10 protein-coding genes are annotated in these 12,446 nt (G+C 72.5%); 7 read left to right on the top strand and 3 right to left on the bottom strand.

Going from position 1 to position 12,446, the window contains the following annotated elements; all coding sequences use genetic code 11:
- Positions 1-115: 115 nt before the first annotated feature.
- Complete coding sequence (locus O7543_RS20320; protein WP_281552381.1) at positions 116-2,068, top strand: RiPP maturation radical SAM C-methyltransferase; 1,953 nt, start codon at positions 116-118, stop codon at positions 2,066-2,068.
- 13 nt (positions 2,069-2,081) lie between these two features.
- On the top strand, positions 2,082-2,837 hold the full coding sequence (locus O7543_RS20315) for a DUF5825 family protein (protein ID WP_281552382.1): 756 nt from the start codon (positions 2,082-2,084) through the stop codon (positions 2,835-2,837).
- Here the strand turns inward: O7543_RS20315 and O7543_RS20310 are convergent.
- Both O7543_RS20310 and O7543_RS20305 read right to left on the bottom strand, forming a co-directional pair.
- Positions 2,761-4,794 carry a glycosyltransferase family 2 protein gene (locus O7543_RS20310; RefSeq protein WP_281552383.1) on the bottom strand — a complete coding sequence of 678 codons (2,034 nt, stop codon included), beginning with the start codon at positions 4,792-4,794 and terminating at the stop codon, positions 2,761-2,763. The two genes, O7543_RS20315 and O7543_RS20310, sit on opposite strands and share 77 nt — an antisense overlap.
- Entirely contained in the window at positions 4,791-5,978 is a 1,188-nt protein-coding gene (locus O7543_RS20305; protein ID WP_281552384.1) for a glycosyltransferase family 2 protein, read from the bottom strand. The genes O7543_RS20310 and O7543_RS20305 overlap by 4 nt, the downstream gene beginning before the upstream one ends.
- A 183-nt stretch (positions 5,979-6,161) precedes the next feature.
- Between O7543_RS20305 and O7543_RS20300 the strand changes: the two genes are divergently transcribed.
- Positions 6,162-6,863, top strand: coding sequence for a SigE family RNA polymerase sigma factor (locus tag O7543_RS20300; protein ID WP_281552385.1), 702 nt, complete (start codon positions 6,162-6,164; stop codon positions 6,861-6,863).
- Positions 6,864-6,902: 39 nt separating this feature from the next.
- Here the strand turns inward: O7543_RS20300 and O7543_RS20295 are convergent, their stop codons facing one another.
- The gene (locus O7543_RS20295) at positions 6,903-8,483 is read right to left on the bottom strand and encodes a glycosyltransferase family 2 protein (RefSeq protein ID WP_281552386.1); all 1,581 of its coding nucleotides are present in this window, start codon (positions 8,481-8,483) and stop codon (positions 6,903-6,905) included.
- Positions 8,484-8,634: 151 nt separating this feature from the next.
- Between O7543_RS20295 and O7543_RS20290 the strand changes: the two genes are divergently transcribed.
- The 4 genes from O7543_RS20290 (at position 8,635) to O7543_RS20275 (ending at position 12,438) form a co-directional block, all read left to right on the top strand.
- Positions 8,635-9,189, top strand: a complete 555-nt coding sequence (locus O7543_RS20290) for a YbaK/EbsC family protein (RefSeq protein ID WP_281555772.1) — start codon at positions 8,635-8,637, stop codon at positions 9,187-9,189.
- A 210-nt stretch (positions 9,190-9,399) separates the two neighbouring features.
- On the top strand, positions 9,400-10,011 hold the full coding sequence (locus O7543_RS20285; RefSeq protein WP_281552387.1) for a TetR/AcrR family transcriptional regulator: 612 nt from the start codon (positions 9,400-9,402) through the stop codon (positions 10,009-10,011).
- A gap of 61 nt (positions 10,012-10,072) precedes the next feature.
- Positions 10,073-11,422 carry a biotin carboxylase N-terminal domain-containing protein gene (locus O7543_RS20280; protein ID WP_281552388.1) on the top strand — a complete coding sequence of 450 codons (1,350 nt, stop codon included), beginning with the start codon at positions 10,073-10,075 and terminating at the stop codon, positions 11,420-11,422.
- A 92-nt stretch (positions 11,423-11,514) separates the two neighbouring features.
- Positions 11,515-12,438: a hydroxymethylglutaryl-CoA lyase gene (locus tag O7543_RS20275; RefSeq protein ID WP_281552389.1), complete on the top strand. Its 924-nt coding sequence runs from the start codon at positions 11,515-11,517 to the stop codon at positions 12,436-12,438.
- The last annotated feature ends 8 nt before the right edge of the window (positions 12,439-12,446 follow it).

The following is a 12,446-nucleotide window of genomic DNA, read 5'->3' as shown; positions in this document are numbered from 1 at the left end:
GACCGCCTCACCGCACCGGTCCCGACCGCCTCCGTACCTCCGGCACACCTGTCCACCTCCGACACCCGCGCTGACCGGGTTCGTCGGTAGCGGCTCGCATAGAAGGGAAGGGCACATGCGGATCCTGCTGGTCAACATGCCGTGGTCATCGATCGATGTCCCGTCGCTGGCACTGGGCATCCTCACCAACAGCGTCCGCCAGAAGATGCCGGACGCCGAGGTCGAGGTGATGCACGCCAACCTCGACTTCGTCGACTGGGTGGTCGACCGACGTGAGTTCGGCCTCGGCGACTACTACTACTATTCGCTGTTCACCTACTTCTCCGGCTGCGGTGACTGGGTCTTCTCCTCCGCCCTCTACGACGACCCTGAATGGCGGGTCAGCGAGTTCACCCGCGTCGTCCAGGGCCAGATGTCCGAACGCGACCTGAGCCGCAACATGGACCTGCACCGGGCCGCGCCGGAGTTCATCGACGAGATCGCTGCCCGGATCGTCGACCGGGCACCAGACCTCGTCGGATTCACCTCGACGTTCCAGCAGAACACCGCAGCGCTGGCGACTGCCCGGGCGGTGAAGAAACTCGACCCCCGGATCCGTACCGCGCTCGGTGGGGCGAACTGCGACGGCGAGCAGGGCGCGGCGCTGCACCGCAACTTCTCCTTCATCGACTTCGTGGTACGCGGCGAAGGCGAAGCCGCGTTCCCCCAGCTGCTCACCGCGCTGGCGGCCGCACCGGCGGACAGCCCTGCCGACTTCTCCAGCATCGAGGGCCTGTGCTGGGCCACCCCGGACGGCCGACACGTGGCCAACCCGATGAGCACCGCACCGCTGCCGCCGGCTGAGATCGTCAGCCCGGACTACACCGGCTACTTCGAGCGGCTGGCCCGCTCCAAGGCGAACAACTGGGTCGAGCCCCGGCTGGTGGTGGAAGGCGCCCGCGGCTGCTGGTGGGGCGAGAAGCACCACTGCACCTTCTGCGGGCTCAACGGCTCGTTCATGCAGTTCCGCAGCAAGCATCCCGGCCGGTTCTACGACGAGATCATCGGGCTGGTCGAGCGCCACCAGGTGCTGGACATGTTCGTCGTCGACAACATCCTCGACATGAGCTACGTCAACTCGCTGCTGCCCCGGCTGGCCGAATCCGACTACGACCTGCGGCTGCAGTACGAGATCAAGTCGAACATGCGCGGCCCGCAGGTGCAGGCCCTGGCCGACGCCGGCCTGGTCAGCGTCCAGCCAGGCATCGAGAACCTGAACAGCAGGGTGCTGAAGATCATGGACAAGGGGGTGACCGGCTGCCTCAACGTGCGGATGCTGCGCGACGCGGAGACCAGCGGCATCACCATCGCCTGGAACTACCTGTACGGCTTCCCCGGCGAGACCGACGCCGACTACCAGTCGATCATCGACCAGATGCCGGCCCTGCACCACCTCTGCCCACCCGACGGCAGCACCCGGATCGCCATCGAACGGTTCAGCCCGTACTTCGTCAAGCCGGAACTCGGCTTCACCGACCTGCGGCCGGCCGCCCAGTACCGGCTCATCTACGACCTGCCCGAGTCGGAGCTGATGGACCTGGCGTACATTTTCGACACCCCGACCCAGGGCATCGACGAGGATCTCGCCGAGACGCTCGACCGGGCCGTCACCGGCTGGCAGCACGAGTATGCCCGCAGCCGGTTGACCCACCACGACCTCGGCACCGAGATCGTGCTGGTCAGCGAACGGCGGCAGTTCGACTGGCACGTGCTGCGGTTGACGGATCCGACCGAGGTCGCCGCCTTCCGGCAGCTGGACCAGCCGCACAGCGTCGCCTCACTGGCCCGGCGGATCTCCGCGTCGGAGGAGGAGGTGGCCACGCTGCTCGCCCGCTGGAGCGACCTCGGCCTGCTGTTCAGCGACGCCGACCAGTTCATTCAGATCGCACCGCAGGCGATGAACCAGGACCTGCTCCGCATCGACCACCTGCACCAGGAGCGGGCCGCCGCGCAGGCGGAAGCCGCGTCAACGGATCCGGCCACGTCCGCCGGGCACCCCACGCCCGAGCCCGCGCTCACCGCCGTCTGACAGGAGCACCGCGTTGATCAGCACCGACATCGAGGCACCGCCGACCGGGCCGGTCGTGGTCCGACTGCACCGGGACCACGATCCGGCGGTCGCCGACATTCCCGGCATCGACCTGGGCACGGCCGAGTTCACCGGGTCCGCCGCCGACACCGTCGGGGACTGGCTGGACCGGGGGGTACGCAAGGTGGCGCTGCCCGGCACCGTCGACCTCACCGCTGCCGACTCGGTGACGGCGGCCGACGCGGTCCGCCGGCTCGTCCTGGTCCGCGAGTTGACCAGCTACGCCATCGAGGTGGACTGGTCGATCCGGCTGCCGGGCGGCGACGGCGACCTGTGGCGGGTGTACGGGCATCTGCGTCCGCCGGCGACGGTCGAGATCGTCGGCGCAGCGGGTGCCACTGGCGCAGCCGGCTCCGTTGACGCCGCCGGCTCCGCCGGCGCCGAGCCTGATGCCGAATCCGACCCGGGTACGGTGGTCGCTGCCGCCTGGCGGGACGCCTTCTACTTCGACAAGTGCACCTACCGGCGGGGCCCCGGCTTCGTCCAGGTCCGGGACCGGCGGGCCGGTCGGCTCAACCTGCTGACCATCGACGACCCGGCGTACCTGGCGGTGCTGGAGCAGCTGCTCGACGGTGCCGGGATGACCACTGTCGACCTGGACATCGCCCGCGAGTTCGGCGAGGAGGGTCTGGTCACGAAGGTGGGCGACCAACTGGTCTGGTTGCCGCACCGGCTGCGCCGCTGGCCGCTGCCGTCGATGGTGGTGTGACCTCGTCGCCCATCGCCTCCGCCGGGACGCCGGTCCAGCGGGAGTACGCGCTGTCCACGAAGTACGCCTCGCCCGGATCCCAGGTGTGCCCGGTGGGCCGCCGATGGTAGAGGTAGCCGAGCGGATGGGTTCGGTAGATGGTGGCGCCCTCCGCCCGGAGCCGCTCGATCAGCCCGAGGTCGACCGAGCGGGGCACCGGGCGCCAGCCGCCGACGGCCTCCAGATCGCTCTTGGCGAGCAGCATCGTGCCACCGGCGACCACTCCGCCGTACGCCTCCGGGATGCCGGACCGTCGGCGCAGGGTGACGCCCTGATCGTCCAGGTGGACGAACTCGGCTCCCTTGCCGACCAGGGTGGCCCCGGAGTAGTGCCGGGCCAGCACCAGGTCCCAGACGTGTTCGACGCCGTAGCTGTCGTCGTCGTCGAACTTGGTGATCAGTGTGCCGCGGGCGCGCCGGGTGGCCGCTGCGAGCCCGGCGCCGAAGTCGACCGACTCCGGCAGGTGCAGCACCTCGAACGGGCGGCCCGCGTCGGACAACGCCCGGCGGGCCGACTCCGGCAACTCGATGCCGTGCAGTCCCAGGATGATCTCAATCTCCGGATAGGTCTGCGCGATGATCGCGGCCAGCGCGGTGGTGACCAGCTCCGGCCGCCGGGTGATCAGGACCGCGCTGACCGATGGCGGCCGACCGAGTGCCGGCAGCCCGCCGTCGGCGAGGCCGGGCAGCCGCAGTCCTGCGGCGTGGCCGCGCATCGCGGCCCGGCGCTGCCGTACGCTGCGCGCCTCGACGGTCAACGACCCGTCCGGCCCGGCTGATCCGTCCGGCCCGGCTGACCCGTCCGGCCCGGCTGATCCGTCCGGCTGTCCGGTGACGAGCACGCGTAACTGCGGGTCGAGCAGGTCGGCCACGGCGGGCGGCAGGACCGGGGCGTGCACGAGCACCCCGGTCGCGGCGAGCTGCACCAGCAGCCCGGCGGTCTGCTCGGGATGTTCACCGGGCACCAGCCGACAGTGCACCGCGCGGACCCGCCGCAGCGCGGCCAGCGCCGCCGCGTCCAGCCCGGGGCCGGTCAGTGACCCGTACCGGGACGATCCACTGACCGGTCCGCGGAACCTGCTGGCCCCGGACCGGTCGGCGCGGGCGAACTCGAGGGAGATCTCTGCCGCCTCCGGCCGGTACGCGGCAGCCAGCCGGCCACGCGGGTTGATCCGTTCGGCGTCGATCAGCACGAGCCGCTCGCCAGCGGGTGTCGTGACCGCGTGCCCGGTGCCGGCCAACCGGACACCGTACGCCGCACCGCGCTCGCCCTGCGGGCCGGTGGTGTCGTGGCCGGGATCTGGCGGGCCGGTGGTGTCGTGGTCAGAATCTCGCGGGCCGGCGGCGTCCCGGTTGTCCAGCACCAGGTCGTGGGCGCGAATCTCGTCGCGCTCCGGCAGCGGTCCGGCGGTCAGCACGGTCGCCCCCGCCGGCAGGTACGCCGGCGGGGCACCGAGGGCGGTGACGTCGGCGGTGCCCGGGGACGGCATCGTCCGGGACCCGTCCAACGCGCGCAGCGCCGCCCGTACCGCCGACCGCAGCGGCACCGGGGCGGCGAGCGCCATCCGGACGGTGGCCGCGCCCCGGCGCAGCCTGGGCAGCCCGACCCGGTGCCGACGCAGCTGCGGCAACGTGCCGACATTGCCGGACCAGCCGAGCCCGGGGTACCGCCACCAGACGACGACCACGGTGGCGGCGCGTACCGGCTGACCGGCAGCTGGGTGGTGGGGCAGGTCGCGTAGCCGGTCCACGGTGCCGGCGATCACCAACGCGCGCCGGATGCCGGGTAGCCGCAGCACCCGCAACCCCACGGCGCGGCCGAGCCGTTCGGCGGGGTGGGGTGCCGGTAGTCCGGTGAGGCGCCAGGTGATCCGGCTGCCGGCCGGCGCGGAGGCGTCGGAGCCGGCGTCTCGCCTCACCTGATCGCCCCCTCCTCGGCTTCGTCGTCGACCGCACCGCCCCGGGCGGGTACGGTGCCCGGCAGCGCCGCCGCTGCTGGCGGTGTCCGACCGGCGGTTGCCGGCCGCTCACCGGCTCCAGCAGCTCCGCTGGCCCCGCTGGCCCCGCTGGCCCCGCTGACCCCGGTGGCTCCGCTGGCCCGGCCGGGCAACCGTTTGCGCAGTGACCAGACGGCCATCAACGTCTGATAGAGAGAATAGGCGTTCGCCGCGACGAGGCGGTGCTTGACCGTCTCGCTGCCGTTGCCCGGCACCTGGTACCCGCCGACCGGCCGATGCCGGTGGTAGAGCTCGTAGGTGCGCCGGAAGTAGCGCCGCCGGTGGGACCTGGGCACCCGGTGCGGGTGCCCGAGCACCTGAAGGCAGTGCCAGATCATCCGACCGAAGATCAACGGGCGCAGGGCGGCGGCCCGGCCCGGGTGGGCGTCAAGGTAGGTGAAGACCCGCTGCCACTGGTCGAAGACCTCGAAGTGCCGGTCGCTGACCGTCCGGGTGATCGCGCCGTCGTGATGCTGCCGGTACGCGTAGCAGTCGCGATCCAGCACGGCGATCCGGTCCACGGCGACCAGCAGCGGGATCACGAACGAGACGTCTTCGTACCAGCCGGACTGGAAGGTGATCCCGGTGTCGACCAGCCGGTCCCGCTTGATGATCTTGTTGCAGGCGATCCACAGCACGTCGAGCAGCCCTGGCTCGTCGGCGAAGCGGAACACCTCCGGAAGTTGGCGGCCCGGGGCGATGCCGGTGACCGGATGTTCCTCCGCCCGGCCGTCGGGATGGACCCGGGAGTACCCGGTGATCAACAAGTCCGGGTCGGTGTGCTCGAGCCGGTCGGCGACCGCGGCCAGCGAGCCGTCCGGCAACCAGTCGTCGCTGTCCACACACCATACGTAGCGACCGCTGGCATGGGCGATACCCGCGTTGCGGGCGGCACCCAGCCCGCCGTTGCGGTCCAGGCTGACCACGGTGATCCCGGGGTGTTGCTGTGCGTAGCTGGCCAGAATGGCGCTGGACCCGTCGTCGGAGGCGTCGTCCACCGCCACGATCTCCACGTCCGCACGATGCTGCGCCAGGACCGAGTCGAGGCATGCTGCGAGGTACTTCTCGACCCGGAACACCGGGATGATCAAGCTCAGCAGTGCCATCGGTGCAGCGCGCCTTCCACGTATGTCGGTGCGTCGGTCCGGCGGCGGGGGTCAACCGTCGGTCCGACATCGTCCGTCGGGTAGGGGAAGGGGGCCCTGGCAAAAGGCTAACAGCTGGTGACCAGCTGGCGAACGCCTGGGACTTTCCCGCCCGTGTCACCGATCGTCGCCCACCCGACGTCTATGTCAGCAGGGGTCGGACACCGGCAGGTCCACACCGGGGAGGGTGCCCAGGCATGGGAGTGCAGTGTGTACGGCGCGGCTGAGATCAGCCTGCCCGGGCATGTGGTGGGCAAGCCGCGACCCGCCGTCGACCAGGCGGTCTCCGCGTCCACGGCCCCGGACGGGTCGAGGGCGGCGGACCGCGCCCCGTCCGGGGCCGTGGACGCGGAATTCGTCGCGTTCGCCTCGGCGGCTGCGCCACGGTTGCGCCGCACCGCCTACCTGATGTGCCGCGACTGGCATCTGGCCCAGGACTTCACCCAGACGGCACTGGCCAAGATGTACACCGCGTGGCGGCGGGTGTCCCGGTTCGACAACCTGGAGGCGTACAGCCGCAAGGTGCTGCTACGGGTGGTGCTCGACCACCGCCGCCGGCTCAGCGCGCGGGAGCTGCCGATCGCCGGCCCCCGCGAGGACGGTGATCCGGCCCGGTCCGCCCGGCCCGAGCTGCGGGTCACCATGATCGACGCGCTCGGCTGTCTGCCGCCCCGCGACCGGGCGATCGTGGTGCTGCGCTACTGGGAGGACCAGAGCGTCGAGACCGTTGCCGAGACGCTCGGCGTCTCGGTGTCGGTGGTCAAGACCCAGAGCCGGCGTTCCCTGGCCCGGCTGCGGGAACTGCTCGGCGACAGCCGCGCCGACCTGCTGGCCGAGGACTCCTGATCAGCGGGCGGCAGCCGGCGTCCACGGGGGCAGGCAGCGTCAGCGGGCGGCCAGCCGGCGCAGCCGTTGGCGGCCCTGGCGGGCTACCCGAACCCCGCGCCGCGCCGCGCGTCCGGCCTGGTAGCGGGCCATCCGACTCCACCTTGCCGGCGTCGCGGCGGCGGTGACCAGCGGGTCCGAGACCACCAGACGCAGCCCGCGGCGGCCGGGTGCGACCCACACGGCACGGCCCCGGGCGGTCAGTGTCGCCCGGGTGCCGGGCGCGCCCGGTGCCGGCGGGAGTACCAGTTCGGCACCGTTGTCGCGGGCGACGACCCGCAGCGCGTACCGGCCGCGGGGCAGCGTGGCCAGCGGTACGTCGACCCGCCAACGGAGCCGGCCGCCGCTGCCGTCAGCCACGGTCAGCGGCAGCCGCAACCGCGTGTCGCCGATCTCCAGCACCAGGTCGTCCCGCTGGTCACCGGGCGCGCCGCCGGGGCCGGGCAGGCCGCACCAGCCGGAGAGCCGGACCACCTCGTCGCCGGCCGGGTCGCCACGGCGGACGCTGTGCACGCCGACGGTCGGCGCGGGTAGCCGCAGCAGGTCCCGGTAGCGGTCCCAGCGCGGATGGTCGAGGTAGAGCTGCCCGCCGCGCAGCCGGACCGGGCCGTCGTGCCGGGGCTGGCGTACTCCGTCCGGGTCCTGCTCGTAGAGGGCCACCGCGCGCAGCCCGGCGTGCGGGCTCCGGCTGAACTCGGCGGCGACCGGCACCGGTACGTCGGCCAGCAGCGCCGCCATCCGGCGGGTGAAATCGGCCAGCTGCCCGTCGTCGAGGACGTCGGCGGCCCGCCCGGCGTAGTGCAGTTGCATGTACGCGACCCACCGTCGGATCGCCCCGGCCACCTCGGGTGCGACGTCGGAGCTGCCGGTGACCAGCCGTTCGATGATGTTCAGATGCTGCATGATCTTCGCCGGTCGGAACCGGCCTTCCATGATTGACGAGCCGTTGCCGCGCTGTCGGTAGAGGTAGACCAGTCGTGGGCTGAGCGCGGTCAGCGAGGAGCGGACCAGCAGCGGCACGGTGAACAGGACATCCTCGAACGCGCTGCCCTCGGTGAACTCGGCCCCGACCTGGTCGACCAGGTCGCGGGCGAACACCTTGTTGCAGGCCGACGGGTTGCCGATCAGCAGCGGTGCCTCGGCGACGGACCCGATGGTGCGGGCCGGTCCGACGATCTCCGCCCGCCAGGGCGGGCTGGGCCGGGGCGGGAAGCCGTGCATGTCGCCGACCGCCACCTGCGCCCCGGCCCGCTCGGCGAGGTCGACCAGGTGGTCCAGCCCGCCGTCGGGGTAGAGGTCGTCGGAGTCGAGGAAACCCAGGTAGTTGCCGGTCGCCAGGCGTACCCCATGGTTGCGAGCGGCACCGAGACCGGCGTTGTCCTGCCGGACGTAGCGGACCCCCGGCGCCCGCCGGGCGTAGTCGCGGGCGATCTCGCTCGACGAGTCGGTGGAGCCGTCGTCGATGACGACGACCTCGATCTCGGTCCGCCGTGGCTGGCGGTCGATCGACGCCAGAGCCGCGCCGAGCCAGGCCTCGGTGTTGTAGACGGGTACGACGACGCTCGCCCTCGGGGCAGCCACGATCACCTCTCGGCGGGTTGTCCGGCGGTGCCGCGCCGCTCCCGGCGGCGGGCCGGGCACGCGGTGGCGGCGGCGGTCAATCTACCGCGCCCGGGTGGCCGGTGCCCCTCGGCACGGCTCGCCGGCCGCCGGGTGCATGATGGCGGACGTGCTGGGGAAACTGCAGACCGAACCGGTCCGGAGCCGACTCGACCTGGTGGCCGCGCCGGTGGCCGCCGCCGTCGAGCAGTGGTCGGCCGAGGTGCCGGTCGACGTGGACGATGTGGCGGTGGCGTCGATCGACCCCGAACTCGCCGACACGGCCGCCTTCTGCGCCGCGTACGGGGTGGCGCTCGACGAGTCGGCCAACTGCGTGGTGATCGCCGGCAAGCGGGGCGGTGTCGTCCGGTACGCCGCCTGCATGGTGCTGGCCACCACCCGGGCGGACGTCAACGGGACGGTCCGCCGGCTGCTCGACGCGCGTAAGGCGAGCTTCGCCCCGATGGCCGACGCGGTGCAGAGGACCGGGATGGAGTACGGCGGGATCACCCCGATCGGGCTGCCGCCGGAGTGGCCGATCCTGGTCGACGCGCGGGTGGTGGCGGTGCCGCACGTGGTGATCGGTTCCGGGGTGCGGGGCAGCAAGATTGTGGTTCCCGGTCCGGCGCTGGGGGTACTGCCCAACGCACGGGTCGTCGACGGGCTGGCGGCCCCAGCCGGCACCTGACCGGCTCCGCCGGGGGTGAGCTCCGGTGCCGCTCCGCCGGGGGTGAGCTCCGGTACCGCTCCGCCGGGGGTGAGCCCTCGGCGTCGGTGACGGTACGGTGATCGGCGGGCGTCGGCGTCGGGTCAGCGTGGACACCGGTGAATCAGTCGACGGCATTCCGGTGACTGAACGGTCGTTCAATTCGGGTCGACACACGGTTAGGCTGGCCAGGTGACGGTAGATCAGCAGACGGCAGCGACGGACGGGGCCGAGCCGAGCGCGCCACGGCGACGCTCACGTCGCGACGAGATTCTTCAGATCGCGGTCGGGCTCTTCGCGGCCCGCGGCTACCACGGCGTGTCGATGGACGACATCGGCGCCGCCGCCGGGGTCACCGGTCCGGCTCTCTACCACCACTTCGCCGGCAAGGAGGCGATGCTCGCCGCCGCGCTCATCCCGGTCAGCGAGGAACTGCTCGAAGGCGGACGTGTCCGGGTCGCGGCGCGGCCCGGCGACGCCACCGCCGCGCTCGCCGCACTGATCGAGTTCCATGTCGAGTTCGCCCTGGCCAACCCTGCGGTCATCGCCCTGCACCTGCACGAGCTCGACCGGTTGCCGGAGGAGCCGCGCCGGCGGATCCGGCGGCTACAGCGGCTCTACGTCGAGGAGTGGGTGGCCGTGCTCACCGCGCTGCGCCACGACCTCGACGCGGCCGAGGCCCGGGTGCTGGCGCACGCCGCGTTCGGCCTGATGAACTCCACCCCCTTCCTCGGCGGCGAGGTCGACCGGGAACGGCGGGCCACGCTGCTGCGCGCCGCCACCCTCGCCGCCCTGCACGGCTGAGCAGCACACCGGGCACACCCCCGCGCCCGGCAGCGGGCGCCGCACCCCCGCGAGGAGAGGCATGATCGAGTCGTTGCTGGTGGCCAACCGGGGCGAGATCGCCCGGCGGATCATCCGTACCGCCCGACGGCTGGGCGTCCGGACCGTCGCCGTGCACTCCGAGGCCGACGCCGGCATGCCCTTCGTCACCGAGGCCGACCAGGCGATCTGTGTGGGGCCCGCGCAGCCGGCGCAGAGCTACCGCGACACCGGGGCGATCCTGGCCGCCGCCAAGAGCAGCGGCGCCCAGGCGATCCACCCCGGCTACGGGTTCCTGTCGGAGAACGCCGACTTCGCTCGCGCGGTCGCGTCCGCCGGCCTGATCTGGGTCGGGCCCGGTGGTGACGCCATCGAGGCGATGGGCGACAAGATCAACGCGCGGAACCTGATGTCCGCCACCGGGGTTCCGGTGGCCGCCGGCACCACCGAGCCCGCCGAGACCGTCGACGCCGCACTCGACGCCGCCGCCACCATCGGCTACCCGGTGATGGTCAAAGCCGCCGCTGGCGGCGGCGGAATGGGCATGGGCGTCGCTGGCGACACCGCCGCGCTGCGTACCGAATTCGACAAGGTCCGGGCGTTCGCCGCGCGCATGTTCGGCGACGGGTCCGTGCTGATCGAGCGCTACTTCCCCCGGGTACGCCACGTGGAGGTGCAGATTCTCGGCTGGCGGGCGCCGGACGGCACCGACCGGGTCGTCGCCCTCGGTGAGCGGGAGTGCTCGGTGCAGCGGCGCAACCAGAAACTCGCCGAGGAGTCGCCGTCGCCGGCCGTGACCGACGAGATCCGGGCCGGGCTGCTCGCCGCCGCCGTACGGGCCGGGGAGGCGGTCGGCTACCGCAACGCCGGCACGGTGGAATGCTTGCTCGACCCGGCCACCGGCGAGTTCTTCTTCCTGGAGATGAACACCCGGCTGCAGGTCGAGCACCCGGTCACTGAGCTGGTCTACGGTGTGGACCTGGTCGAGGAGCAGCTGCGGGTGGCCGCCGGCCTGGAGCCGACGTTCGACCCGGCCACCCTCGCGCCGCGCGGGCACGCGATCGAGTTGCGGATCAACGCCGAGGACCCGAAACGCTTTCTGCCCGGACCGGGCGCGATCACCGCCTGGTCGGAGCCGACCGGCGACGGGGTCCGGGTCGATTCCGGGTACGCCGCCGGCACCACCGTGACGCCGTTCTACGACTCGCTGATGGCCAAGCTGATCGTCTCTGGCGCCGACCGGGCCGAGGCGATCGCCCGGGCCCGGGCCGCAGTCGCCGCCTTCGAGGTGGCCGGGCCAAAGTGCAACCTGCCGTTCTTCGCCGAGCTGCTGGACAACCCGGAGTTCGTCTCCGGTGACTACGACACCGGCATCGTCGGCCGGATGCGGTGAGGTCCGGTCCGACGCAGTCCGTCGCGTCGACGCGACGGTGACCTTCACCGGATCCCATTGAGTGGACGGCACGGGCGCGGGATGCTGGACGGATGGCAGCGACGCCCCTTCCCGAGTCCGTGTCGATCCGCGAGGTCGGGCCGCGTGACGGCCTGCAGAACGAGCAGCCGATCCCGACCGAGGGCAAGGTCCGCCTGCTGGACGCGCTGTCCGGCACCGGCGTACGCCGGATCGAGGCGGTCTCGTTCGTCCACCCGAAGGCGATCCCGCAGATGGCCGACGCCGACGAGGTGTGGCGGCGGGCCCGGCGGGCGCCCGGGGTGCGCTACTCGGCGCTGGTGCCGAACCTGCGCGGGGCCCGCCGGGCACTGGACGCCGGCTTCTCCGAGGTCGAAGTGGTGGTGTCGGCCAGCGACACGCACAACCGGCGCAACGTCAACCGGTCCACCGCCGAGTCGTTGGACGACATCGCCGCGCTGATTCCGCTGCTGCACGCCGCCGGGGCGCACGTCGAGGTGATCGTGGCGACGAGCTTCGGCTGCCCGTACGAAGGGGACGTCGACCCGCAGCGGGTGGCCGGGATCGTCGACCGGGTGGTGGCCGACGGGGCGGACCGGGTGGCGTTCGGCGACACCACCGGGATGGCCACCCCGCGCCGGGTCCGCGAGCTGGTCACGGCGGTGCGCGACCGGCAGGCGGCCGTACCGGTGCTGCTGCACTTCCACGACACCCGGGGTACGGCGTTGGCGAACCTGCTGGCCGCGCTGGAGCTGGGGGTCACCGAGTTCGACGCCAGCGTCGGCGGCCTGGGCGGCTGCCCGTACGCGCCCGGGGCCAGCGGCAACGTGGCCACCGAGGAGGTGGTGCACATGTTGCACGACATGGGCGTCGAGACCGGGATCGACCTGGATGCCCTGCTGGCCGCCGCCGCGCTGGCCGAGGAGCTGGTCGGCAGGCAGCTTCCCTCCGGGGTGCTGCGTGCCGGCCCGCGTACCCGGCTCACCCCGACCAGCTGACCCGCTGG

It is taken from the genome of Solwaraspora sp. WMMA2080, assembly GCF_027497395.1.
Taxonomy (GTDB): domain Bacteria; phylum Actinomycetota; class Actinomycetes; order Mycobacteriales; family Micromonosporaceae; genus Micromonospora_E.
Note: the sequence above shows the minus strand (reverse complement) of the source record. Positions and strands in the feature narration are given on the sequence as shown.